General features: G+C 70.9%; 27 protein-coding genes. 16 read left to right on the forward strand and 11 right to left on the reverse strand.

Annotated elements, in window-relative coordinates:
• The gene (locus tag AB0G28_RS31510) at positions 1-336 is read left to right on the forward strand and encodes a VOC family protein (protein ID WP_361097188.1); all 336 of its coding nucleotides are present in this window, start codon (positions 1-3) and stop codon (positions 334-336) included.
• Here the strand turns inward: AB0G28_RS31510 and AB0G28_RS31515 are convergent.
• Positions 333-1,370, reverse strand: coding sequence for an alkene reductase (locus tag AB0G28_RS31515; protein WP_361097191.1), 1,038 nt, complete (start codon positions 1,368-1,370; stop codon positions 333-335). The genes AB0G28_RS31510 and AB0G28_RS31515 overlap by 4 nt on opposite strands.
• A gap of 63 nt (positions 1,371-1,433) precedes the next feature.
• Here AB0G28_RS31515 and AB0G28_RS31520 point away from each other — a divergent pair, with 63 nt between their 5' ends.
• Entirely contained in the window at positions 1,434-2,288 is an 855-nt protein-coding gene (locus AB0G28_RS31520) for a sigma-70 family RNA polymerase sigma factor (RefSeq protein ID WP_361097194.1), read from the forward strand.
• Here AB0G28_RS31520 and AB0G28_RS31525 read toward each other — a convergent pair.
• A complete protein-coding gene (locus AB0G28_RS31525; protein WP_361097197.1) occupies positions 2,278-2,865 on the reverse strand; it encodes a dihydrofolate reductase family protein in 588 nt (195 codons plus the stop codon). The two genes, AB0G28_RS31520 and AB0G28_RS31525, sit on opposite strands and share 11 nt — an antisense overlap.
• Positions 2,866-3,053: 188 nt before the next feature.
• Between AB0G28_RS31525 and AB0G28_RS31530 the strand changes: the two genes are divergently transcribed.
• Both AB0G28_RS31530 and AB0G28_RS31535 read left to right on the forward strand, forming a co-directional pair.
• Positions 3,054-3,872, forward strand: a complete 819-nt coding sequence (locus AB0G28_RS31530; protein WP_361097200.1) for a class I SAM-dependent methyltransferase — start codon at positions 3,054-3,056, stop codon at positions 3,870-3,872.
• Between the two features lie 16 nt (positions 3,873-3,888).
• Positions 3,889-4,527, forward strand: coding sequence for a TetR/AcrR family transcriptional regulator (locus tag AB0G28_RS31535; RefSeq protein WP_361097203.1), 639 nt, complete (start codon positions 3,889-3,891; stop codon positions 4,525-4,527).
• Here the strand turns inward: AB0G28_RS31535 and AB0G28_RS31540 are convergent.
• The gene (locus AB0G28_RS31540) at positions 4,524-4,907 is read right to left on the reverse strand and encodes a nuclear transport factor 2 family protein (protein ID WP_361097206.1); all 384 of its coding nucleotides are present in this window, start codon (positions 4,905-4,907) and stop codon (positions 4,524-4,526) included. The two genes, AB0G28_RS31535 and AB0G28_RS31540, sit on opposite strands and share 4 nt — an antisense overlap.
• Before the next feature lie 96 nt (positions 4,908-5,003).
• On the opposite strand from AB0G28_RS31540, the gene AB0G28_RS31545 reads away from it, so the two are divergent.
• A complete protein-coding gene (locus AB0G28_RS31545) occupies positions 5,004-5,903 on the forward strand; it encodes a LysR family transcriptional regulator (protein WP_361097209.1) in 900 nt (299 codons plus the stop codon).
• On the opposite strand, the gene AB0G28_RS31550 is transcribed toward AB0G28_RS31545, so the two are convergent.
• Both AB0G28_RS31550 and AB0G28_RS31555 read right to left on the reverse strand, forming a co-directional pair.
• Positions 5,860-6,765 carry a transglutaminase domain-containing protein gene (locus AB0G28_RS31550; RefSeq protein WP_361097212.1) on the reverse strand — a complete coding sequence of 302 codons (906 nt, stop codon included), beginning with the start codon at positions 6,763-6,765 and terminating at the stop codon, positions 5,860-5,862. The genes AB0G28_RS31545 and AB0G28_RS31550 overlap by 44 nt on opposite strands.
• 22 nt (positions 6,766-6,787) lie before the next feature.
• Positions 6,788-7,786 (reverse strand): helix-turn-helix domain-containing protein, encoded by a 999-nt coding sequence (locus tag AB0G28_RS31555; protein ID WP_361097215.1) that lies wholly within the window; start codon positions 7,784-7,786, stop codon positions 6,788-6,790.
• Between the two features lie 71 nt (positions 7,787-7,857).
• Here AB0G28_RS31555 and AB0G28_RS31560 point away from each other — a divergent pair, with 71 nt between their 5' ends.
• On the forward strand, positions 7,858-8,565 hold the full coding sequence (locus AB0G28_RS31560) for an NAD(P)H-dependent oxidoreductase (protein WP_361097218.1): 708 nt from the start codon (positions 7,858-7,860) through the stop codon (positions 8,563-8,565).
• Here the strand turns inward: AB0G28_RS31560 and AB0G28_RS31565 are convergent.
• A complete protein-coding gene (locus tag AB0G28_RS31565) occupies positions 8,549-9,298 on the reverse strand; it encodes an SDR family oxidoreductase (RefSeq protein ID WP_361097221.1) in 750 nt (249 codons plus the stop codon). The genes AB0G28_RS31560 and AB0G28_RS31565 overlap by 17 nt on opposite strands.
• The gene (locus AB0G28_RS31570; RefSeq protein ID WP_361097224.1) at positions 9,295-10,230 is read right to left on the reverse strand and encodes an NAD(P)-binding domain-containing protein; all 936 of its coding nucleotides are present in this window, start codon (positions 10,228-10,230) and stop codon (positions 9,295-9,297) included. Before AB0G28_RS31570 ends, AB0G28_RS31565 begins: the two co-directional genes overlap by 4 nt.
• Between AB0G28_RS31570 and AB0G28_RS31575 the strand changes: the two genes are divergently transcribed.
• Positions 10,229-10,594 carry a helix-turn-helix domain-containing protein gene (locus tag AB0G28_RS31575; protein ID WP_361097227.1) on the forward strand — a complete coding sequence of 122 codons (366 nt, stop codon included), beginning with the start codon at positions 10,229-10,231 and terminating at the stop codon, positions 10,592-10,594. The two genes, AB0G28_RS31570 and AB0G28_RS31575, sit on opposite strands and share 2 nt — an antisense overlap.
• Here AB0G28_RS31575 and AB0G28_RS31580 read toward each other — a convergent pair.
• Positions 10,560-11,750 carry an FAD-dependent monooxygenase gene (locus AB0G28_RS31580; RefSeq protein WP_361097230.1) on the reverse strand — a complete coding sequence of 397 codons (1,191 nt, stop codon included), beginning with the start codon at positions 11,748-11,750 and terminating at the stop codon, positions 10,560-10,562. The genes AB0G28_RS31575 and AB0G28_RS31580 overlap by 35 nt on opposite strands.
• A 73-nt stretch (positions 11,751-11,823) precedes the next feature.
• Here AB0G28_RS31580 and AB0G28_RS31585 point away from each other — a divergent pair, with 73 nt between their 5' ends.
• Both AB0G28_RS31585 and AB0G28_RS31590 read left to right on the forward strand, forming a co-directional pair.
• The gene (locus tag AB0G28_RS31585) at positions 11,824-12,402 is read left to right on the forward strand and encodes a TetR/AcrR family transcriptional regulator (RefSeq protein WP_361097233.1); all 579 of its coding nucleotides are present in this window, start codon (positions 11,824-11,826) and stop codon (positions 12,400-12,402) included.
• Positions 12,403-12,484: 82 nt separating this feature from the next.
• Complete coding sequence (locus AB0G28_RS31590; protein ID WP_361097236.1) at positions 12,485-13,354, forward strand: hypothetical protein; 870 nt, start codon at positions 12,485-12,487, stop codon at positions 13,352-13,354.
• Here AB0G28_RS31590 and AB0G28_RS31595 read toward each other — a convergent pair.
• Positions 13,344-13,907 (reverse strand): NAD(P)H-dependent oxidoreductase, encoded by a 564-nt coding sequence (locus tag AB0G28_RS31595; RefSeq protein WP_361097239.1) that lies wholly within the window; start codon positions 13,905-13,907, stop codon positions 13,344-13,346. The genes AB0G28_RS31590 and AB0G28_RS31595 overlap by 11 nt on opposite strands.
• Positions 13,908-13,988: 81 nt before the next feature.
• Between AB0G28_RS31595 and AB0G28_RS31600 the strand changes: the two genes are divergently transcribed.
• From AB0G28_RS31600 to AB0G28_RS31630, 7 genes are all read left to right on the forward strand, one after another.
• Positions 13,989-14,405, forward strand: coding sequence for a MarR family transcriptional regulator (locus AB0G28_RS31600; RefSeq protein ID WP_361097242.1), 417 nt, complete (start codon positions 13,989-13,991; stop codon positions 14,403-14,405).
• 31 nt (positions 14,406-14,436) lie between these two features.
• On the forward strand, positions 14,437-15,225 hold the full coding sequence (locus tag AB0G28_RS31605) for an SRPBCC family protein (protein WP_361097246.1): 789 nt from the start codon (positions 14,437-14,439) through the stop codon (positions 15,223-15,225).
• Positions 15,226-15,259: 34 nt separating this feature from the next.
• Positions 15,260-16,363, forward strand: coding sequence for a sensor histidine kinase (locus AB0G28_RS31610; RefSeq protein WP_361097249.1), 1,104 nt, complete (start codon positions 15,260-15,262; stop codon positions 16,361-16,363).
• Positions 16,360-17,007 carry a response regulator transcription factor gene (locus AB0G28_RS31615; RefSeq protein WP_361097252.1) on the forward strand — a complete coding sequence of 216 codons (648 nt, stop codon included), beginning with the start codon at positions 16,360-16,362 and terminating at the stop codon, positions 17,005-17,007. Before AB0G28_RS31610 ends, AB0G28_RS31615 begins: the two co-directional genes overlap by 4 nt.
• Positions 17,008-17,107: 100 nt before the next feature.
• The gene (locus AB0G28_RS31620) at positions 17,108-17,890 is read left to right on the forward strand and encodes a hypothetical protein (RefSeq protein WP_361097255.1); all 783 of its coding nucleotides are present in this window, start codon (positions 17,108-17,110) and stop codon (positions 17,888-17,890) included.
• 88 nt (positions 17,891-17,978) lie between these two features.
• Complete coding sequence (locus tag AB0G28_RS31625) at positions 17,979-19,616, forward strand: acyl-CoA carboxylase subunit beta (protein WP_361097258.1); 1,638 nt, start codon at positions 17,979-17,981, stop codon at positions 19,614-19,616.
• A complete protein-coding gene (locus AB0G28_RS31630; protein WP_026468948.1) occupies positions 19,613-19,834 on the forward strand; it encodes an acyl-CoA carboxylase subunit epsilon in 222 nt (73 codons plus the stop codon). The genes AB0G28_RS31625 and AB0G28_RS31630 overlap by 4 nt, the downstream gene beginning before the upstream one ends.
• Here the strand turns inward: AB0G28_RS31630 and AB0G28_RS31635 are convergent.
• Both AB0G28_RS31635 and AB0G28_RS31640 read right to left on the reverse strand, forming a co-directional pair.
• Positions 19,825-20,283, reverse strand: coding sequence for a MarR family transcriptional regulator (locus AB0G28_RS31635; protein WP_361097261.1), 459 nt, complete (start codon positions 20,281-20,283; stop codon positions 19,825-19,827). The two genes, AB0G28_RS31630 and AB0G28_RS31635, sit on opposite strands and share 10 nt — an antisense overlap.
• A gap of 4 nt (positions 20,284-20,287) precedes the next feature.
• Positions 20,288-21,178, reverse strand: a complete 891-nt coding sequence (locus AB0G28_RS31640; RefSeq protein WP_361097264.1) for an LLM class flavin-dependent oxidoreductase — start codon at positions 21,176-21,178, stop codon at positions 20,288-20,290.
• Positions 21,179-21,314: the final 136 nt, after the last annotated feature.

A 21,314-nucleotide genomic window follows, 5' to 3' on the forward strand; every position in this document is an offset into this window, starting at 1 on the left:
ATGTACGAAGTCGATTTCGTCGAGTTCCCGTCCGCGTCGGCCACGGCGTCCGGGCAGTTCTTCGAGCGCGCGTTCGGCTGGGCGGTGACGCCGTACGGCCCGGACTACACCGACGTCGGCGCCACCGGCGTCACCCTGGGCTTCCAGGCGGACGCGGCCGAACAACCGCGCGCGCCGCTGGTCACGATCCGCACCGACGACCTGGCAGCGGCCCGCGAGGCGGTGGAAGCGGCGGGTGGCGTGGTCACGAAAGAGCCGTTCGCCTTCCCCGGCGGGCGCCGCTTCCACTTCCGCGAGCCCGGCGGGAGCGAGCTGGCCGTGTGGTCCCGGGATTAGCGCGCCATCGCCAGCTCGACGTAACCGGCTTCCCCACCGCCGTAGTAGGTCGACGGATCGCCTGCCGCGAGCGGCCGGCCGAGCGCGAACCGCGTCACCAGGTCCGGGTTCGCGACGAAGTGCCGGGCGTACGACACCGCGTCGGCGATCCCGGCTTCGACCACCGCGTCGCCCGTCTCGCGGTCGAAGCCGTTGTTGACGATCAGCGGCCCGCCGAACAGGCCCCGGTAGTGCTCGAAGGCGGCGAAGTCCGGTCCGGTGTCGGGTCCGCGGAGGTGCAGGTAGTCGACGTCGAGCCCGGCGACGAGGTCGTCGTACTCGGCGCGCAGCTGTCCGTCCACAGTGAACAGCCCGCCGGTCCACCACGGCGAGAGCCGGACGCCGGCGCGCCCGTGGGCGGCGACGGCCTCGACGACCTCCAGCAGCAGCCTGCGGCGGCCGTCCGGAGAACCGCCGTAGGCGTCGGTGCGCCGGTTCAGCCGCGGGTGCAGGAACTGCGCGAGCAGGTACACGCCGTTGGCCGCGACCTCGACGCCGTCGAACCCGGCGCGGCGGGCGTTCTCCGCCGCCGCGCCGTAGTCCGCGACGACCGAGCGGATCTCGGCCACGCTCATCGCGCGCGGAGTGACCGTCGGGCGGCGTCCGGCGGCGGTGTGCACCTCCTCTTCGGGGTTCACCGCCGACGGCCCGGCCGGCCGGGCACCGCCGAGGAAGTCCGGGTGCGAAACCGCGCCGGTGTGCCACAGCTGCAGCACGATCCGCCCGCCGAGCCCGTGCACGACGTCCGTGACCCGCCGCCACCCGGCGACCTGGGCCTCGGTGTACACCCCGGGGACGTCCCGGAACCCGACGGCCCGGTCGCTCACCCAGGTGCCTTCGGCGACGATGAGCCCGGCGCCGGCGCGCTGGGCGTAGTAGGCGGCTTGGCGGTCGCCGGGCACGCCGCCCGGGACACGCGCCCGGGTCGTCGGCGCCACGACGACGCGGTTCGGCAGGCGCCATCCGCCCAGGTCGGCGGGGGTCAGCAGGTTCATGGTCACCTCTGGTCGTCGGAACACGTCGGGGAAGCGACGGTGGACGCGGGCGAAAGGTGACCGATGGACGAGCTGGTGGCGAAGTTCGAGGCCGAACGCGGCAGGCTGCGCGGGCTGGCCTACCGGATGCTCGGCTCGGCGGCCGAAGCGGACGACGCCGTCCAGGAGGCCTGGCTGCGGCTGAACCGCGTGGACTCCGTCGACAACCTGGCGGCCTGGCTGACCACGGTCGTCTCCCGCGTCTGCCTCGACGTCCTGCGCTCGCGGAAGGCGCGCCGCGAGGAGGCTTTCGAGGTGTTCCCGGAGCCGGCGGGCGACGCCGACCCGGCGGGCGAAGCCGAGCTCGCCGACTCGGTGGGCCGCGCGCTGCTCGTCGTGCTCGACGCGCTCGGCCCGGCCGAACGGATCGCGTTCGTCCTGCACGACCTGTTCGCGGTGCCGTTCGACCGGATCGCCCCGGTGCTGGACCGGACGCCGGTGGCGGCGAAGAAGCTGGCGAGCCGTGCGCGGCAGCGGGTGCGGGGCACGTCCCCGCTGCCCCCGGCCGACCTGGCCCGGCACCGCCGGGTCGTCGACGCGTTCCTGGCCGCGGCCCGCGGCGGCGACTTGGCCTCGCTGCTCGACGTGCTGGCCCCGGACGTCGTCCGCCGTGCCGACGCGGCCGCGCTGCCGGCGGGAGCGGCACTGGAAACGCGGGGAGCCCGCGCGGTGGCCGAGGAAACGCAGGTGTTCGGCAAACGGGCTCGCTTCGCCGAAGCCGCCCTGGTCGACGGCGCGGTCGGGGTCGTCGTGGCGCCGCGCGGACGGCTGGTGCTCGCCCTCGCCGTGGTGGTCGAAGGCGAGCGGGTGGCGGCGTATGAGGTGATCGCCGACCCCGCCCGCCTCGCCGCGCTGCACGTCACGCTCCTCAGCGCTTGATCCGGTACGACAGGTGCGTCACGCCGGTGCCCTCGATGACCTCGGGGCCGGTCAGCTTGGTGGTGGCGTCGAGGTGGTCGAAGAAGCGGACGCCGGAACCCAGCAGCACCGGGATGAGGTCGACCTGGATGCCGTCGAGCAGGCCGAGGTTCAGGCACTGCTGGGCGATCGTGGTGCTGGCGACCGCCACGTTCTTGTCGCCTGCGGTCTTCTTGGCCTGCTCGACGGCGCTTTCGAGGCCGTCGGTGACGAAGGTGAACGGCGCGTCCGGGTGCGGCCAGTCCGCGGGCTCTTCGTGGGTGACGACGAAGACCGGCACGCCCATCGGGTGCTTGCCGCCCCAGCCCTGGGTGAGGTTGAACAGCCGGCGGCCGGTGATCAGCGCGCCGACGTTCTCCATCGCGTGCCGCAGCATCTTCGCGCTGGCCTCGGAGGTCTTGAAGGTGGCCCAGTCGACCGCGGTGGGGACCTCGACGTCACCGTTGCCGAACCACTCGAACAAGTGATCGATGCGGTCCTCCGGGTCGGCGACGAAGCCGTCGAGGGACATGGACATGTTGGCGATGACGTCGGCCATGATGACTCCTTTTCGCTGGTCGGAGGCGGTTTGCCTCGCTGATGAGAAGTCTTCCGCGTCGGCCCGGCCGGAAGATCTGCCACCTGGCCGACATCCGCCCGCGGGTGGCCGATCCCTTGACAGCCGGACGGGCCGAGGTCACCATGAACGCATGTTCATGAACGTGTGTTCATAACGGAGGGGACGACATGACCACGATCGTCAACACAGGACAGGCGGAGGCATGGAACGGCTACGAGGGGGAACATTGGGCAACGCACGCCGACCGCTACGACGCGGTGAACAGCGGCTTCAACGGCTACCTGCTCGACCACGTCCGGGCGGCCGACCGGGTGCTCGACATCGGCTGCGGCAACGGCCAGCTGACCCGGCTCGCCGCGGCGCGGGCCCGGTCCGCCACCGGGGTCGACCTTTCCGGGCCGATGCTCGCGACCGCGCGGGCCCGGGCGGCCGAGGTGCCGAACGTGACGTTCGAGCAGGGTGACGTCCAGGTCCACCCCTTCGCCGCAGGACAGTTCGACCTGGCGATCAGCCGGTTCGGGGTGATGTTCTTCGCCGATCCGGTGGCCGCGTTCGCCAACGTCCGGCGGGCCCTGAGCCCCGGCGGGCGGCTGGCGTTCCTCTGCATGACCGCGTTGTCCGGCACCGACCTCGGCCGGGTGTTCGGCGCGCTGGCGGCGTACCTGCCCCAGCCGACCGGGCCGGACGGCAGCGGCCCGACGTCGTTCGCGGACCCGGACCGGACGAGGGCGGTGCTGACCGGAGCCGGCTTCGAAGACGTGGCGTGCGCCCGGGTCGAGGCCGGCCAGGTCTGGGGCCGCGACGTCCCCGACGCGGCGCGGTTCATCGCCGGCTGGGGTCCGGTCCGCCACCACCTCGGCCTGGTCGACGACGCGACGGCGACCAAGGCGACCGAAGCGTTGACGGCGGCGCTCGAGCCGTTCGCGGAACCGGACGCGGTCCGCCTGCGCGGCACCGCGTGGCTGGTCACGGGAAGGAGGTCGTGACGGCGGCGCCCGTACGATGGCGGTGATGTCACCGAGGAAAGCCGCGGCTCAGCGGGACGGGCAGTCCCTGCACGACCTGCTGGTCGAAACCGCCCAGAAGATGATCGCCACGCACGGGACGACCGGGATGACCGTGCGGGAGATCGCGCGCATGGCGGGCGTCGCCGACGGCGTGCTCTACAACCACTTCTCCGACAAGGAGGAGCTGATCGCCAGGGCGTTGCTGGAGCACGTGCGCACGACGGAGGCGGAACTCGGCGAACTGCCGGTGGCGGGCGAAGGCACCTTGACCGGCAACCTCCGCCGCCACCTGGAGTTCGGCTTGGCCCTGCACAAGGTGATCGTGCCGGCGTTCAGCGGCCTGGTCGGGCAACCCCGGGTGCTGCAGCGGTTCGCGGAGATCAGCGAGCGGTCCGGCTACTGGCGCGACCGGCTGGTGGCCTACCTGAAGGAGGAGCGCGCGCTCGGCAGGCTCCACCCGGAGTCCGAAGTGGACGCCACGGCGGCCCTCCTGGTGGGCTACTGCCACGCCACGGTCATGGCGGCGGTCTTCCCGCACACCGGCCCACTGGACCCGCCACCGGTCGACTCGGTGGTGACCGCCGCCCTCCACGGCATCGCACCCCGGGACACCGAACCGCCCGCCCCCGGCTAGACCATCGGGTTGCCACTGGCCGTGACTTCGGGGACCTCCTGAACCACGTCCCAGTGCTCGACGATCCGGCCGTCCCGCACCCGCATGACGTCCGCGATCGCGCTGCCCCGCGACCCGGGTGTCAGCCGGAGGAGGCTGTGCGTGCAGACGAGGTCGTCCTCGGCGATCACCCGGCGCACGTCCAGGCTCAGCTCCGGGAAGCGCGCCACGAACCCGGTCAGGTACTCCGCCGAGGCCTCGGCGGACGCCGGGGCGTGGGGGTTGTGCTGGACGTAGCCGTCGCCGACGTACGCGGCGAAGGCGTCGGCCGGGCGCTTCTCGGTGAAGGCCAGCCTGAGGAAGGCGAGGACGACTTCCTTGTTGTGCTGCGGTTCCGTCATCAGTGTCCATCCTTTGTGGAGTTATCGACACCAAGCCCACCATCCGCGAAAGAGAAAGGGAAAGACCTGTGGACTCTGCCGCGATACTCTCCCGATATGGACGATGTCGAGGTCCGTGAGCTGCGGTACTTCCGCGCGGTCGCCGAAGAGCTGAACTTCTCCCGAGCCGCCGAACGGCTCGGGATGGCGCAGCCACCGCTGTCGCGGGCGATCCGGCTCCTGGAACGGCGGCTCGGCGTCCAGCTCTTCGAACGCACCAGCCGGCACGTCTCGCTGACGCCGGCCGGGAACGTCCTGTTCGCGGAGTCGGCGAAGGCCCTCGACGCGGTCACCGCGGCGGTCCGGCGCACCCGCCGGGCGGCGCAGCGGACGCCGGCGCTCGTCGTCACCGCGAAACCCGGCGTCGCGACCGATCTGCTGCGGCGGATCGCCGACGCGCACCCGGATCCGGTCGAGATCCGGGTCAGCGGGTTCGGCGAGCAGGCGGAGATGGTGCGGGACGGCCGGGCCGACGTGGCGGTGGTCGGCTGCCCGGGCACCCACCACGGCCTGGACGTCGAGGTGCTCTTCAGCGAGCCGCGGGTGGCGGCGCTGGCGCCGGGCCACGAGCTCGCCGCCCGGTCCGCGCTGACGTGCGCCGACTTCGCCGGGCGGCCGACGCCGTGCTGGCCGCTCTCGTCGGCCGCGGACCGGGCCTACTGGTCCGGGCAGGACGTGACCGGCGGGCCGGTGACGCCGGGTCCGGTGGTGTACGACAGCGCCCAGCTGCTGGAAACGGTCGCGCTCGGCCAGGCGGTCGCGTTGCTGCCGGCCTCGTTCGCGGAGCTGGGTTCGCGGGACGACGTCGTCTACCGGCCGGTCGTCGACGCGTCGCCGTACTCGCTCGCCCTCGCGTGGGCGGCCGGGGCGCGGGATGTGCGGATCGCGCGGTTCGTCCGGACCGCCTCCGAGGTCAGCGAAGCACTACCTCGACCGGGAGCAGTCCCGGCGGGGTGACCGAGCGGATCACCGGCGGCACCCGGACGTCGTCGGCTTCGAACGCCACCCGCAGCTGCTCGACGTCTGCGTCGGCCATCAGCTCGGCCAGCTCGTCGGCGCGGGCGAGGGCGGCCGGCGCGAGCGAGGCGGCGGTGTCGATGCTGCCCCAGACGTCCCACTGGAGCATCTCGTGCTTGTTGAGCGAGGCGAGGTCGAGCAGGAGGCTGTACCGCCCGTACGGCAGGCCGCGCAGGAACGGCACGTCCAGGTCCGGGGAGGCGACCAGCCGGGCCGGGTCGACGTCGCCCGCGCGGGCGGCGGTCCACGCGTCGGGGGCGGTCAGGAACCGGTCGCGGGGCACGTCGAGGAGGTTCAGCTCGGTGCCGTCCACCGGATCGCGGTACCCGGGCGGCATCTGGGCTTCGACCAGGTGCCAGCCGGAGCCGTCGTGGACTTCGGCGACGACGTGGTCGATGTACCAGCCGGGCATGAGGTAACTCGCGAAGCCGGCCCGGGCGCGGGCCGGGATGCCGTGGTGGCGCGCCATCGAGACGAACAGGAGGGTGAAGTCGCGGCAGCAGCCGACGATCCGGTGCAGCGGTGCCCGCAGGCCGCCGCCGGGTGGTGCCGGGTCGAGTTCGCGCAGCCGCGCGAACATGTCCGAGGCGTACCGGAGGGTGATCTCGTCGTGGCGTTCGGCCGGGAACCCGTGCTCGGTGATGTCGCCCGAGCCCCAGTAGTGGAACACCAGCTGGGAGGCGGCCTCGCGCAAGGCGGCGAGGTCGTTCGGCGTGGCGTCGAGCCACTCCGCCTGCGTGCCCGGGTCGGAGAACCGGCTTTGGCTGACATAAAAGCTCTGGCTGACGGAGAAGTCGTCCATGGTCGGCGACGCTAGCGGGATTTCAGCCTGCTTGGACAGCGAGTTCTCCGCGGAACGTCGAGCGGTACGCACTCGGCGACACCCCGAGGGCGGCCTGGAAGTGCTGGCGCAGCGAGGCCGCCGTGCCGAAGCCGGCTTCGGTGGCGACGCGGTCGACCGGCAGGTCGCTCTCCTCGAGGAGCTGGCGGGCGCGCTCGATGCGTTGCTGCGTCAGCCATTGCAGGGCCGAGATGCCGACTTCCTCGCGGAAGCGGCGGGTGAAGGTGCGGGTGCTCATCGCCTCGCGGGCGGCGAGTTCGCGCAGGGTCAACGGCCGGTGGAGGTTCTCCAGCGCCCACGCCCGCGCCGCCTTGGTCGACGACGTGCGGGGCTCGGGCACCGGCCGCCGGACGAACTGGGCCTGGCCGCCCTCCCGGTGCGGGGACACCACCGTGCCGCGGGCGACCTCGTTGGCGACGGCCGCGCCGTGGTCGCGGCGGATCATGTGCAGGACCAGGTCGATCCCGGCGGCGACACCCGCCGACGTCAGGACGTCGCCGTCGTCGGTGTAGAGCACGCACGGGTCGACGTCGACCTCGGGGAACCGGTCCTGCAGCTCCCCGGCGGAACGCCAGTGGGTGGTGGCCCGGCGGCCGTCGAGCAGCCCGGCCGCGGCGAGCACGAACGCGCCGGTGCAGATCGACGCGATCCGCGCGTCCGCCGGGATCGCCTCGAGCGCGGCCTTGAGCGGCGGGGTGAGCACGCGCCCCATCGGCTCGTACTCGACCAGGGACGCCGGGACGATCACCGTGTCGGCCTCGGCCAGCACCTCGGGGCCGCGGTCGACCGGGATGGTGACGTCGGCGTCGGTGCGCACCGGGCCGGGCTCGAGTGTGCAGGTCACGACCTCGTACAGCGGCTCGCCGGCCGCCGAGCGGGCCTGCCCGAACAGCCGGTGGACGATGCCCAGCTCCATCACGAGCATGCCGTGGCGGACCAGCACGGCGACGTGGTGACGGTTCGGGTGCACGAATTCGGCCATGGCTCGATTCTTGCACAGGTTGGCCATCGGGCCACTCGATCGCGCCCGGCAACCGCGTGATCATCGGAGTCATGAACGTGTTGTGGGTTTTCGCGCATCCCGAGCCGCGCTCGCTGAGCGGGGCACTCCGTGACGACGGGCTCCGGACGCTCCGCGAGCTCGGTCACGACGTCCGGGAGTCGGATCTGTACGCGATGAAGTGGAATCCGGTGGTCGACGCCCGCGACGAGGTGAACCCGGACATCCTCGCGGAGCAGGAAAAGCTCGAGTGGGCGGACACCGTCGTGGTGCAGTTCCCGTTGTGGTGGTACGGCATGCCCGCGATCCTGAAGGGCTGGTTCGACCGCGTCTTCGTGAAGGGCTTCGGCTACGGCGTCTTCGCCGAAGACGGCCGGACCCTGCGCTACGGCGAGGGCCGGCTCGCGGGCAAGCGGGCGATGGTGGTGCTCACCGCCGGTGCCCGCGAGCCGGCCATGGGGCCACGCGGAGTGAACGGAACGCTGGACGAGGTTCTGTGGCCGCTGCACCACGGAACCCTGTTCTACGCCGGGATGTCGGTCCTCCCGCCGGTGCCGGTTTACGGCGCCAACCGCGTTTCGGACACCCAGTTCGCCGCAGCCCGGTCACACTTGCGGCGGCGCCTCGGCACACTGGAAACGACGGAGCCGATCCCCTTCCGCACCCAGAACGGCGGCGACTACGACGACGACCTGGTCCTCCGCCCGGACCGCTCCCCGGGCGCGACCGGGCTCGCCGTCCACCTCAGGCAGGCAGGGTGAGGCGCTGGCCCAGACCGCCGTCCACGGGGAGGTCGGCCCCGGTGGTGAACGTCGCTTCGAAGGCCAGGAACAGCACCGCCACCGCGACTTCTTCCGCGGTGGCGTGGCGCTTCAACGGCGTGATCTCGTCGCCGATCGCCTTGAACTCCGCCAGCACGGACTCCGGCACGCCGGTGACGCCCATCGTCGGCGTGTCGGTGTAGCCGGGGCTGACCACGTTCACCCGGATCCCGCGCGGCGCCAGCTCGGCCGCGTACGTGCGGGCGAACGACCGCACCGCCGCTTTCGCCGCCGAGTACAGCCCCATCCCGGCGATCCCCGCTTCGGCCGCGACCGACGTCGTGAAGACGAACGAACCACCGGGCCGGACCAGCGGCACCAGGCGCTGCGCGGTGAAGTACGCGCCCTTGGTGTTGACGTCGAAGGTCCGGTCGTAGACCTCGGGCGTCGCCTCCTGGTACGGCGTCAGCGTCGAGAAACCGACGTTGACGAACACCAGGTCCAGCTCGCCGAGCGTGTCCGCGGCCACCGCGGCCAGCTCGGCGACGTCGTCGAGGCGGGCCGCGTCCGACGACAGCAGGTGCGCCTTGCCCGGCAGGGTGCCTGCCAGCGGCGAGACGTCCCGGCCGGTCAGGAGCACCTCCGCGCCGCCGTCGAGCAGGGCGCGCACCACCGCCATCCCCATGCCGTGCGTGCCGCCGGTGACGACGGCCTTCTTCCCCAGGTACTTCACCGGATCTCCTCGATGACGCTCGCGATCGCGTGCGAACCGTGGCCCGCGGCCACCGCACGGTCGAACAACTCCCGCAGCGCGGCGGGCACCGCCGGGTTGATGCCCTGCGCCCGGCTGGTCTCGACCAGCAGGCCGAGCCCGGCCGCGTTGATGTCCAAAGCGGACACATCGGTGGCGTAGTCGCCGCCGGCGACCTGCTCGCCGATGCCGGGCAGGAACCCGCCGACGGCCGAGTGCCACGCCGACGCCATCGGCGTGAACTGCTCCGGCGTGACACCCTCGGTGCCGACCAGCGCGAGCGCGTGCAGGTAGCCGGCCATGGCCGACCACATCATGCCGAGCAGCGCGAGGTCGTAGAGTGCCGCCAGCCCGGCGTCCTCGCCGAGGAACACCGGTTCCCCCAGGACCTCGAGCACTTCGCGCTGCGCCGCGAACACCGTTTCCGAGCCGCTGTAGAGAACCCGGGCGGCCGGCGTCCCGACGGTCTGCGGCACGGCCATGATCACGCCGTCCACGTAGTCGATGCCCTGCGACGCCGCCCACCCGGCGGTCCGGCGGGCCTCCTCCGGGGTCCCGGACGTGAGGTTGACGAGCACCTTCGGCGACGCGGCTTCCAGCACCGGACGTTGGATGTCGTATGTGGACAGACAACTGACGACGACGTCGGCCGCGGCCACCTCGGCCGGGGTGGCCGCGAGCCGGGCACCGCGGTCGAGCAGCGGCCCCGCCTTGAGCGGCGACCGGTTCCACACCGAGACGTCGTGTCCCGCCCCCAAGAGCGCCCCGGCGAGGGCGGCGCCCATCCGCCCCAGGCCGAGCACGCCCACCTGTTTCTTGCTTTCTCCCATGGTTTCCATGCTGCTGGGGCGCTTTACACTGGACAAGTACCGACTAATAAGTCGGGTACCCACCAAAACGTAAGGATCCTGCATGCTGGCCAGAACGTACCGCTGTGGGCTGGACGCCGCCGTCGACGTGATCGGCGGCCGCTGGAAGGCCCTGATCCTCTGGGCACTGCACGCCGAGCCACTGCGGTTCGGCGAACTGAAGCGGAAAGTGGCGGGAATCAGCGAAAAGATGCTCATCCAGGCCCTGCGGGAACTGGAGGCGGACGAGATCGTGCACCGCGAGGTGTTCCACGAAGTCCCGCCGAAGGTCGAGTACTCGCTGACCGAGCAGGGTCAGCGGCTGAACACGGCGTTGCTGCCGCTGGGCGACTGGGGCGAGGAGAACATGGCCGGGATCGCGAAGCGCCGCGGCGTCACGCCGGCGCCACCGCATACCGCTTCAGCGTGATCGCGTTCCCCGCCTTGAGCGGCAGCTCCTCGATCACCTTGCGCCACGGCAGGTACGGCAGCAGCCGGTAGTTCAGGTTGCGGAACCTCAGCCACGTGCGTGTCGGCGGGACGAACCACTTCCCGTTGCCCTCGGCCAGCTTCTGGCAGGCGTCGACGAAGCCGCGCATTTCATCCTGGTACGCGCGGAACGCCGGCACGTGGTCGCCGCCGGCCGCCGCCAACTCGCCGGCCAGCACGTAGGCGCCGACGATCGCGAGGCTCGTCCCCATCCCCGAAAGCGGTGCGGCGCAGTACGCGGCGTCGCCGACCAGCGCTACGCGCCCGCGTGCGTACGAGTCCAGCTTGATCTGGCTCGCCGAGTCGAAGTAGAAGTCCGGCGCTTCCCGCATCGCCTTGAGCAGCACCGGCGTCTCCCAGCCCACGTCCCGGAACGTCTCCTCGACGATCCGGCGCTGTTGTTCCACGTCCCGGTGGTCGTGAGCGAGCGGGGCCGAGCCGAACCAGAACAACGCCTTGGCTTCGGTGTTGTCCCGCGCGCTGTAGACGCCGACGGTCCGGTTCGGCTCGTTGTAGAAGCGGCCGGCGTGGTCGAGGCCGAGGTGGTTCGGCACAGTGAAGATCGAGACGTAGTAGCCGAGGTCGCGACGGAACCGGGACTCGTCGCCGAAGACCAGTGAGCGCACGTTCGAGTGCAGCCCGTCGGCCCCGACGACCAGGTCGAACTCGCGCGGCTCGCCGCGGTCGAAGGTGACCGTGACGCCCTCGCCGTGCTCGGTGACGCCGGTGATCGAGTCACCGAAGACGTACTCGACCCCGTCCTCGGTCGCCTCGTACAGGATGCGCGAAAGGTCTCCGCGCAGGATCTCGAGCTCGCCGCTCTGGTAGGTCGGCGGCGTGACCACCAGCGGCCGGCCAGCACTGTCCACATAGGTCACTTCGCCCATCCGGGTCGCCGCCGCTTCGACCTGGCCGAGCAGGCCCATCCGGTCGAGCACGCGAAGGGACGCGCCGCGGAAGTCGACCGCGTAGCCGCCGTCGCGCGGTTCGGGTGCGCGTTCGACGACCGTCGGCGTGAAGCCGTGGCGGCGGAGCCAGAAGGCGAGGGCGGGGCCGGCGACGCTCGCGCCGGAGATGAGGACTCGTCGGTTCTGCATGCCGGGAACGGTAACCCGGATTTGGGCGATCGCGCAAGGCGTTCGCCTAAGACGTTCGTGCTAGGCTCCGGCCATGGGCAACAAGGAAGCACTCCTCGCCGGCGCGAAGCGCTGCCTGTACGAGAAGGGGTACGCCCGCACGACCGTGCGTGACCTGGCCTCGGCGGCGGACGTCAGCATGGCCGCGATCGGCTACCACTTCGGCTCCCGCGAAGCGCTGCTCAACGCCGCGCTGATCGAGGCGAACGAAGAGTGGGGCGAGACCCTCGCGAAGACACTGCAGGTCGAGACGCCGCCGGACGCGTCACCGGCCGAGCGCTTCGAGCTGATCTGGCAGCGCGTGGTCGAGTCGTTCGGCGAGCACCGCCGGATGTGGGCGGTGAGTTTCGAAGCCTGCTCGCAGGCCGACCTCGACCCCGAGGTCCGCGCGCAGCTGGCGAACGCCGTCGAGCTGGCCCGGCACGGCCTGGCGAACCTCTTCCAGAGCCTCGACGAGGGAACCGCCGAGGCCCGGGCCGCCGGCACGGTGCACCAGGCCCTGCTGTCGGGCGTGATGCTCCAGTGGCTGATCGACCCGGGCAACGCGCCATCGGGCGCCGAGGTGGTCCGCGGCCTGCGCCTGATCGCGGCGGACGTCCTCGGCGAGCTGTAACGCGACCTCATCGTGTCGCGACCTGTGCCTGGAGACGCCGGGCCGATTCGGATCCCCGGCGCCGGAAGGGGTGGGGACAGCGGTGACCGGCGAACAGTTCGTCACGGGCCTCAAGAACTTCGCGCCTCTTTTCGCGGTCTTCGCGGCCGTGCTCCGGACAATCCCCGCACTCATCGCTTCGGGCAAAGCACGGAAACGCGGGCGCAACCCGTCTCACGGGACCATCAGGATCCGGGCCCTGAAGTCGAATGCGCCGTGGGACAAATACGACAAGGAAAAGGAACTCTGGCCTGCCGACTGGGACAACGACGAAACGAAGCGCCGGTACCGCAGGCGGGAGCGCCGCTGGATCTGGATCTTCATGATCGGCTTCCTGGCCGCCACCATCTACTACGGCTGCCTCTTCGTCGACGACGTGTTCGGCGACCTCATCTCCTCCAGGGAGGGCACCGGCTTGCTCGCCGGTCCGGCCTTCGCACTGTTCCTCGTGCTCTTCTCCTTCCAGGTGCGGTTCCTGCGGAAGATCTGGGGTGACCGGGGGTTGACGCCGTCGCTCTACGGCGCCTCCGGATCGGTGACGGTGTCCGGCGAGCTCGCGGAAATCCGCCAGTACTGCCTCGGCGCCCTGTACGAGGCAGGCAGCACCCTCGTGAGTTGCACCGAGAAATGGGACGCGGGTGGCGAGTACGTCGAAATCGTGGCGGCCACCGGGATCTGGCCGCCGCAAGGACTGAACATGGGCCCGCTCCAGCTGGTGTCGTTCCGGGGCCAGAAGGTGGTGGTCCAGGTGCGCCCGGTGGGCGGAACCGAGTGGAACGTCTCCATCTGGAGCGACAACATGGATCCCGGGGTCGACGAAGGGCGCCGGGCGAACAAGCGGAACGCCCGGTCCTTCGTCGAGGCCTGGACTTTCTTCCCGGGCAGCGCCGAAGATCCGGCGCCTACGCGCTGACCAGGTCCGCGCCGGCGAAGAAGGTCCGCGCCGCCGTCATCGCACCGTCGTCCAGCAGGACGTCGCCGGGGCGGCTGCCGTTGCCGAGCAGGACTCCTCCCCAGTTCATGCCCAGGTACTCCGCGCAGAGCTCCAGCGTGCCGATCAGCGGCTGGGCCTCGCGCGGCGTCTCGCTCAGCACACTGACGCCCCACAACGTCTTCCCGCGCATCTTCGGCTTGAACTCCACCGGCAGGCGCATCCACCCCGACCAGTAGTCGAGGTAGAGCTTCACGCTCGCCGCGACCGTGTACCAGTACACCGGCGACGCGATCACGATGTCGGTCGCCGCGAACGTCGCGTCCATCAGCAGCTGCTCGTTCTCGCCCGGCGCCGGATGCTCACCCGCGCCGTGGCGGCGGTCCTCGAACGGCGGCAGCGGCACCTCCGGCAGCCGGATCCACCGCTGCTCGACGTCGTGGGGCAGCTCCTTCGCCGCCCGCCGGGCCAGCGTCTCCGTGTTGCCCCCGGCCCGCGCGGAGCCCACCAGGAACAGGAAGCTGCGGTCGCTCATGTCCGAACCTCTCGCGTTTATTTGCATGTACATATAAATACTGTCCCTGGACTATCCTTGTCGTCAAGAGGAGGCAGGAAGATGACTGTCGACGAACAGGCATGGGGACGAGTCCTCGTGCTGCACGCCCGGATCGAGCAGGAGCTGGCGAAAGCCCTGCAGCGGCGCCACGGGCTGGGCCTGTCCGAGTACCGCGCACTGGGCAAGCTGGTCGCCGGACCGCGAGGCGGCCTGCGGATGCAGGAGCTCGCCGAGGCGATCGGCCTCAACCAGAGCTCGGTCAGCCGGATGTGCGCCCGCCTCGAAGACGCCGGCCTGACCATCCGCGACCTGTGCGAGGACGACCGCCGCGGCGTCTACTCGGTGATCACCGACGCCGGCCGCAAGCGCTACGCCGAGACCGAGCCGACCTACAACGCGGTGTTGCGGACCGCGCTCGACAAGGCCGCGAGCGACCCCGAGCTCGCCGCCGCGGCCGCCGCCGTCCGCGGCGCTTGACCCTTATATGCCTCAGTGGTTATATACAGGCATGGCCGCGAAGCTGCTGACCGTCGACGACCGCCCCGTGCTGCGGCTGGAACGCCGGCTGAAGCACGCGCCTGAGAAGGTCTGGCGCGCCATCACGGACCCCGCCGAGCTCGCGCACTGGTTTCCCGCGCGGGTGGACGTCGACCTGCGTGACGGCGGCGAGATCCGGTTCACCTTCCCCGGCGAGGACACGACGACGACCGGCCGCGTGCTCACCGCCGACCCGCCGCGCGAGTTCACCTTCGTCTGGAACGACGACACCCTGCGCTGGCTGATCTCCCCCGACGGCGACGGCAGCCTCCTGGAGTTCACCCACACCTTCGGCCGCGGCGACCCGGCGATCGCGAAGCTCGCGGCGGGCCGCAACGCCGCCGGCTGGGACGTCTGCCTCGACGCGCTCGACGCGCGTCTGGCCGACCGGGACTTCGAGCGGCCGCAGCGGTGGCACGAGCGGATGGCGTCCTATGTGGACGAATTCGGCCTCGGGGACGGGGAGGTGCTCGGCGGCACGATCCGCTTCCGCCGCGACCTGGTCTGGAAGCCGGTGGACGAGGTCCGGGCACTGGTGCCCGACGAGCCCGGCTGGCAGGTGGTCCACGATCCCCTCGAGGGCACCCGCGTCGAGTTCGCCGAGGCGGCGGAAGACGACGTCGCCGCGCAGCTCACCAGGCGGCACGAGCAGCTCGACAAGCTGTTCGCCGCGACCTTCGGCGTCGACCTGCCGGACTGGGCGCCCGACCGCGTCGAAGCGGTGAAGAAGCACTACGGACGGCGTCCGACCCAGGGTTGACGCGCGGGCACGAAGTCCGCATTACGTTCGGTTCATGCGCATTCGCGTCATCCTGGACGTCCTGGCGGCCGCGGCCCTCGGGGTCGGTGCCGGCGGCAACCTCGTCGCCGGCGCGTGGCTGCTGCCGTCGTGGCTGCCCGCCTGGCTCGGCTGGACGATCCTCGTGGGCAGTGTCCTCCCGATCGTGCTCCGGCGGTGGTGGCCGCTGGGCAGCTACGTGCTCGGGCTGGCGCTTTCGGCGGCCGCCGTGCCCATCGGCGGGCCGGTCTTCGGCGCCGCCGTGGTGAGCGCGGGCTGTGCGCTCTACCTCGTGGTGATCCGGCTGCGCAGCCGGATCGGCCAGATCGGTCTGGCGGCGGGCATGGTCGAACTGGGCGTGCTGGCCCTCACCGCGCCGAACCCGGACACGGCCACGACGGTGAACGTCAGCGTGGCGGCGCTGGTCGTCGGGTTCCTGCTCGGCCTCACCGTCCGCACCCGCCGCGAGTACGCCGCGATCGAGCGGGAAAACCACACCCGGCAGGCGGTTTCGGCGGAACGGCTGCGGATCGCGCGCGAGATGCACGACGTCGTCGCGCACAGCATGAGCCTGATCGCGGTGAAGGCGGCGGTCGGCAACCACGTGGCCCTCGAGCAACCCGACCAGGCGCGGGACGCGTTGCGCGTCATCGAAGACACCAGCCGCGAGACCCTGGCGGAGCTGCGGCGGATGCTGGGCGTGCTGCGGGACGGCACGGGAGTCCCGGCACTGGCGCCCGCGCCGACGCTCGACGACCTGCGGGCGCTCGCCGACCGCGCGCAGCTGACGGGCCTGGCGGTCGACCTGGTCGTCGACGGTCTGGACGAGTTGCCCGGCGGCGTCGGCCAGTCGGTGTACCGGATCGTGCAGGAGGCACTGACCAATGTGGTCAAGCACGCGAGCGCGGCGAAGTGCCGGATCCACATCACGGGCGGCGACGGCGACGTGCGCATCGAAGTCCTCGACGACGGCCGCGGCGGCTCCGCGACACCGGGCCACGGCTTGATCGGCATGCGGGAACGCGTCGCGGTCTACGACGGCGAGTTCTCCGCGGGCCCGTCGGAACCCGGCTTCCGCGTCTTCGCGAGGCTGCCCTACGAACCGGCGATGGCCCGATGACCCGCGTGCTGATCGCCGACGACCAGGCACTGCTGCGCGGCAGCTTCCGGGTGCTGGTCGACAGCGCCCCGGGCCTGGAGGTGGTCGGCGAAGCATCCGACGGCGTCGAAGCGGTCGCCCTGACGCGGCGCGAGCGCCCGGACGTCGTGTTGATGGACGTCCGGATGCCGGAGATGGACGGCATCGAGGCAACCCGCAGGATCTGCGCGGAAACGGACGTCCGGGTCCTGATGCTGACGACGTTCGACCTGGACGAGTACGTCTACGCGGCCCTGCGAGCGGGAGCGAGCGGCTTCCTCCTGAAGGACACCCGCCCGGCCGACCTCCTGGCGGCGATCGAAGTGGTGGCGGCGGGCGACGCGCTGCTGGCCCCCTCCGTGACCCGCCGCCTGGTGACGGAGTTCGCCCGGCTGCCACCGGGCCCGACACCCCGCCTGGACGGCGTGACGGCCCGCGAGCAGGAGGTGCTGTCACTCATCGCGCGCGGCTTGTCCAACGACGAGATAGCGGCGCGCCTGCACCTGGGCATCGCCACGGTGAAGACCCACATCGGCAGGCTCCTGCACAAGCTGGCGGCACGGGACCGAGCCCAGCTGGTGATAGCGGCGTACGAATCGGGCCTGGTCCGGCCCACGGCGCAGTAACGGGAACATCTCCATTCGGGTGTCGTTCCGGAGAATGACGTAACCACCGTTGCGAAGCAGCCGACTCACCAGCACACGAGATCGTTTCGAGGTGCCGGCCATGAACAATCCACCGAACGGCGATACGCTGCGGACCTACATCGCCAAGACATACTTCTCGTTGCGTTTCGGAATGGCGGCGATCGCCGTATTACTGCCCGTTTTCCTGCTGATCTTCGGCCCGGGGGACGACTTCCCGAAGCCGGATTCGATCAGTGGCTACTACCACACCCCGCTGCGGGACGGGTTCGTCGGCGCCCTCGTCACCATGGGAACCTTCTTGGTCCTGTACAAGATTTTCAGCAGGCGCGAGAATTGGTTGCTGAACATCGCGGGAACAAGCGCCATCCTGGTCGCCGTCCTGCCGTGCGCCGTGCCCGACGGTCGGCCGCCCGCCGCGTACGCGTTCCCCCACCTCCACGCAATCTTCGCGATCATCACATTCGTCTCCATCGGCTTGGTGGCGATTCTCTGCGCTACCGGCACCGTGGGCCTGCTCCCGGCGGGAAAGCAAAATATCTTCCGCATCATCTACCGGACGATCGGCGTGCTGATGATCGTGCTGCCCGGCGTGGTCTTCGTTTTCGATATGGCCGGGTGGGTCAACCTCTTCTGGGTGGAGGCCGCTGGGCTCTGGGTGTTCGGCGCCTACTGGTTCGTGAAGACCTTCGAGTTCTCCATCACCGGAGTCGAGCAGCAGGTGATCATGGGGACGGGCGGTCCTGCGCCCGGTGGCCCGGTCACCGGAGGCCCGGCAGGGGGTGCGGTAGGCGACCTGGGGGCGGGCTGCCCACTGGCGGCGTGCCCACTGGCCGATCGACAGGGCGAAGGGACGAAGCGGTGACCGGTTAACCGGGCATCGGGATGACAGGACAACCGGAGCGACCTACGCCACACGCCAAGTGACCGGCAAGTAGCTAAGCTCCCGTGGCATGAGCAGTGCGACGGAGCCGCTCGGGACGCCGCCCGAGGATGAACCGGACATCCACACCACGGCCGGCAAGCTGGCCGACCTGTATCGCCGTTATGACGAGGCGGTGCACGCGGGCTCGGCCCGGGCGGTGGAGAAACAGCACGCCAAAGGCAAGAAAACCGCCCGCGAACGCATCGAGCTGCTCCTCGACGAGAACTCCTTCGTCGAGCTCGACGAGCTGGCGAGGCACCGCTCGACCAACTTCGGCCAGGAGAAGAACCGCCCGTACGGCGATGGCGTCGTCACCGGCTACGGCACCGTCGACGGCCGCCCGGTGTGCGTGTTCAGCCAGGACGTCACCGTCTTCGGCGGGAGCCTCGGCGAGGTCTACGGCGAGAAGATCGTCAAGGTGATGGACCTGGCGATCAAGACCGGCCGCCCGATCATCGGCATCAACGAGGGCGGGGGCGCGCGCATCCAGGAGGGTGTCGTCTCGCTCGGCCTGTACGGCGAGATCTTCAACCGCAACGTCAAGGCGTCCGGCGTCATCCCCCAGATCTCGCTGATCATGGGCGCGAACGCCGGCGGGCACGTCTACTCCCCCGCGCTGACCGACTTCGTCGTGATGGTCGACGAGACCTCGCAGATGTTCATCACCGGCCCGGACGTCGTCAAGACGGTCACCGGCGAGGACGTCACCTTCGAGGAGCTCGGCGGCGGCCGCACCCACAACACGAAGTCCGGCGTCGCGCACTACCTGGGCTCCGACGACGAGGACGCCATCGCCTACGTCAAGGAACTGCTCTCCTACCTGCCGCAGAACAACCTGTCCGACGCGCCGGTGTTCGAGCCGCCCGCCGACCGGCCCGGGTTCTTCGACGACGTCACCGACTCCGACCGCGAGCTCGACACGATCATCCCGGACTCGCCGAACACCCCGTACGACATGCACGAGGTGATCACCCGCGTCCTCGACGACGGCGACTTCCTCGAGGTCCACGAGCTGTTCGCGCCGAACATCATCGTCGGTTTCGGCCGCGTCGACGGCCAGAGCGTCGGCGTCGTCGCCAACCAGCCGACGCAGTTCGCCGGCTGCCTCGACATCGACGCGTCCGAGAAGGCCGCGCGGTTCGTCCGCACCTGCGACGCGTTCAACATCCCGGTGCTCACCTTCGTCGACGTCCCCGGCTTCCTCCCGGGCACCGACCAGGAGTGGAACGGCATCATCCGCCGCGGCGCGAAGCTGATCTACGCCTACGCGGAGGCGACGGTCCCGCTGGTCACGGTCATCACGCGCAAGGCGTACGGCGGCGCGTACGACGTCATGGGCTCGAAGCACCTCGGCGCCGACATCAACCTGGCGTGGCCGACCGCGCAGGTCGCGGTGATGGGCGCCCAGGGCGCGGCGAACATCGTCCACCGCAAGACGCTGGCCAAGGCGGCTTCCGAAGGGAAGGACGTCGACGCGCTGCGGGCCGAGCTGATCCAGGAGTACGAGGACACGCTGCTGAACCCGTACGCGGCGGCCGAACGGGGTTACGTCGACTCGGTCATCGTGCCGGCGCACACCCGCGGGCACGTCGCGCGGGCGCTGTCGCTGCTGCGGAACAAGCGGGAGTCGCTGCCGCCCAAGAAGCACGGGAACATCCCGCTGTGAGCGAGGAGAGCCGTCCCCTGCTGAGGGTCGTCCGCGGGAACCCGAGCGACGCCGAGCTGGCGGCGCTGACGGCGGTCGTCGCCGCGGCGTCGGCCGCGAAGGCGCCCGAGAAGCCGAAGCCGCGTACGTCGTGGTGGGGCGATCACGCCGCTTCGCTGCGTCGCCCGCTTCACCCCGGCGAAGGTGCTTGGCGCGCTTCGGGTCTGCCTCAGGGCTGAAGGGCGTCGAGGAAGACCGTCGGGGCTTCGTTCTCCCGCACGATCGTGCCCAGCAGCGCCGCGAGCCGGTCGCGTTCCTGACAGCTCAGGCTCGCGGCCAGCTCGTCGACGCGCCGGCACGTCGCCGCGTAGAAGTCCTCCGCCAGGTCGCGGCCTTCCCCGGTCAGCACGACCTGCACGGCGCGGCGGTCGTCCGGGTCGGGCTCGCGGCGGACGAGCCCGCGCCGGACCGCGCGGTCGACCAGGCCGGTGAGGCTCGATTTTTCGAGGCCGAGCGTCGCGCCCAGGTCGCCCATGCCGTAGGGCCGGCCCATCAGCACGCACAGCAGCTGCCCCTGCTGCACGGTGAGCCCGTATTCGCGGGCGGACTCGGCGTAGACGGCGTTCACCAGGAACGACGCGCGCACGAGCCCGGCCACGACACCGAGGTCCGCCCCGTTCTTCCCCATCCCGTCAGCCTACGGCTTCCCGCACCGCGGGCACGATTTCCTCCGCCCAGCGCGCGGTGGTGACGGCGTCGGGCGTGCTGCCGCCGGGCCCGAAGAGCACGAACCCGGCGGCGCCGTGCTCCAGCACCGCGCCGGTCAGTTCCTCGATCCACTGGTCCGGCGAGCCGCCGATCCAGCGTCCGTCGTCGGTACGCGTGTTCCGCAGCGGCTCCGCCGTGATGCGGCCGGGGAAGTTGTAGACGGTGACGATGTCGGCGGGGTCGCGGCCGGCGTCCACGGCGGCCTTGTCGATGATCGGGCGCGACGTGCGGTAGCGCTCGCTGAGCCAGTCGGCGGCGTGGCCGGGCATCCAGCCGTCGGCGACGCGGCCGGTGACGGACAGGGACTTGGGCCCGACCGACCCGGTCCACACCGGCGGCATCGGCGTCGCGGCGGGCTCCAGGTTCGTCACCTGGTGGAACTCGCCGTCGAAGGTCACCGGCTCGCCACCTCCGCCCAGCAGCTTCACCAGCCGGACGCCCTCCTCGAAGGCGCGGACGGCCTGTCCCGGGGTCAGCTTGGGGAAGCCGAGCCGCGCGATGTCGTCCCAGAGCCCGCCGACGCCCATGCCGAGCACGATCCGGCCGCCGGTCAGCGCGGACAGCGACGTCACGGTGCGGGCGAGCATCGACGCGGGCCGCGTCGGCAGGTTGGTGACGCTGACCAGGCCGGACACCCGTTCGGTCCGGCCGAGCAGGACGCCGAGCTCGGCGTAGGAGTCGAGGCGGTCGGCGTGGTACGGGTGGTCGGACACCGTGATCAGGTCGAGCCCGCCGCGGTCGGCTTGGACGGCCAGCCGCAGGGTGTCCGGAACGGCAGCCACCGCCGTCGACACGCCGATCCCGAAGTGCACCATGATTCCTCCCAGTTTTAGTTCGTACTACGAACTTAGCATATACAGTTCGTAACACGAACTACCAGTCTCTGACGCGCACCGGGTCCCGGCGCGGAAAACCGGTTTGCGCGTCGTGGGCGGGGCGCTACTGTGGATC

It is taken from the genome of Amycolatopsis sp. NPDC021455 (assembly GCF_040640995.1).
In the GTDB taxonomy this organism is placed as follows: Bacteria; Actinomycetota; Actinomycetes; order Mycobacteriales; family Pseudonocardiaceae; genus Amycolatopsis.

What these genes read in the sequence shown, in the direction of transcription:
- AB0G28_RS31510 (WP_361097188.1), top strand. Translation starts at nt 1, where the DNA reads ATGTACGAAGTCGATTTCGTCGAGTTCCCGTCCGCGTCGGCCACGGCG.
- AB0G28_RS31515 (WP_361097191.1), bottom strand. Translation starts at nt 1,370, where the DNA reads ATGAACCTGCTGACCCCCGCCGACCTGGGCGGATGGCGCCTGCCGAAC.
- AB0G28_RS31520 (WP_361097194.1), top strand. Translation starts at nt 1,434, where the DNA reads ATGGACGAGCTGGTGGCGAAGTTCGAGGCCGAACGCGGCAGGCTGCGC.
- AB0G28_RS31525 (WP_361097197.1), bottom strand. Translation starts at nt 2,865, where the DNA reads ATGGCCGACGTCATCGCCAACATGTCCATGTCCCTCGACGGCTTCGTC.
- AB0G28_RS31530 (WP_361097200.1), top strand. Translation starts at nt 3,054, where the DNA reads ATGACCACGATCGTCAACACAGGACAGGCGGAGGCATGGAACGGCTAC.
- AB0G28_RS31535 (WP_361097203.1), top strand. Translation starts at nt 3,889, where the DNA reads ATGGCGGTGATGTCACCGAGGAAAGCCGCGGCTCAGCGGGACGGGCAG.
- AB0G28_RS31540 (WP_361097206.1), bottom strand. Translation starts at nt 4,907, where the DNA reads ATGACGGAACCGCAGCACAACAAGGAAGTCGTCCTCGCCTTCCTCAGG.
- AB0G28_RS31545 (WP_361097209.1), top strand. Translation starts at nt 5,004, where the DNA reads ATGGACGATGTCGAGGTCCGTGAGCTGCGGTACTTCCGCGCGGTCGCC.
- AB0G28_RS31550 (WP_361097212.1), bottom strand. Translation starts at nt 6,765, where the DNA reads ATGGACGACTTCTCCGTCAGCCAGAGCTTTTATGTCAGCCAAAGCCGG.
- AB0G28_RS31555 (WP_361097215.1), bottom strand. Translation starts at nt 7,786, where the DNA reads ATGGCCGAATTCGTGCACCCGAACCGTCACCACGTCGCCGTGCTGGTC.
- AB0G28_RS31560 (WP_361097218.1), top strand. Translation starts at nt 7,858, where the DNA reads ATGAACGTGTTGTGGGTTTTCGCGCATCCCGAGCCGCGCTCGCTGAGC.
- AB0G28_RS31575 (WP_361097227.1), top strand. Translation starts at nt 10,229, where the DNA reads ATGCTGGCCAGAACGTACCGCTGTGGGCTGGACGCCGCCGTCGACGTG.
- AB0G28_RS31570 (WP_361097224.1), bottom strand. Translation starts at nt 10,230, where the DNA reads ATGCAGGATCCTTACGTTTTGGTGGGTACCCGACTTATTAGTCGGTAC.
- AB0G28_RS31580 (WP_361097230.1), bottom strand. Translation starts at nt 11,750, where the DNA reads ATGCAGAACCGACGAGTCCTCATCTCCGGCGCGAGCGTCGCCGGCCCC.
- AB0G28_RS31585 (WP_361097233.1), top strand. Translation starts at nt 11,824, where the DNA reads ATGGGCAACAAGGAAGCACTCCTCGCCGGCGCGAAGCGCTGCCTGTAC.
- AB0G28_RS31595 (WP_361097239.1), bottom strand. Translation starts at nt 13,907, where the DNA reads ATGAGCGACCGCAGCTTCCTGTTCCTGGTGGGCTCCGCGCGGGCCGGG.
- AB0G28_RS31600 (WP_361097242.1), top strand. Translation starts at nt 13,989, where the DNA reads ATGACTGTCGACGAACAGGCATGGGGACGAGTCCTCGTGCTGCACGCC.
- AB0G28_RS31605 (WP_361097246.1), top strand. Translation starts at nt 14,437, where the DNA reads ATGGCCGCGAAGCTGCTGACCGTCGACGACCGCCCCGTGCTGCGGCTG.
- AB0G28_RS31610 (WP_361097249.1), top strand. Translation starts at nt 15,260, where the DNA reads ATGCGCATTCGCGTCATCCTGGACGTCCTGGCGGCCGCGGCCCTCGGG.
- AB0G28_RS31615 (WP_361097252.1), top strand. Translation starts at nt 16,360, where the DNA reads ATGACCCGCGTGCTGATCGCCGACGACCAGGCACTGCTGCGCGGCAGC.
- AB0G28_RS31620 (WP_361097255.1), top strand. Translation starts at nt 17,108, where the DNA reads ATGAACAATCCACCGAACGGCGATACGCTGCGGACCTACATCGCCAAG.
- AB0G28_RS31625 (WP_361097258.1), top strand. Translation starts at nt 17,979, where the DNA reads ATGAGCAGTGCGACGGAGCCGCTCGGGACGCCGCCCGAGGATGAACCG.
- AB0G28_RS31635 (WP_361097261.1), bottom strand. Translation starts at nt 20,283, where the DNA reads ATGGGGAAGAACGGGGCGGACCTCGGTGTCGTGGCCGGGCTCGTGCGC.
- AB0G28_RS31640 (WP_361097264.1), bottom strand. Translation starts at nt 21,178, where the DNA reads ATGGTGCACTTCGGGATCGGCGTGTCGACGGCGGTGGCTGCCGTTCCG.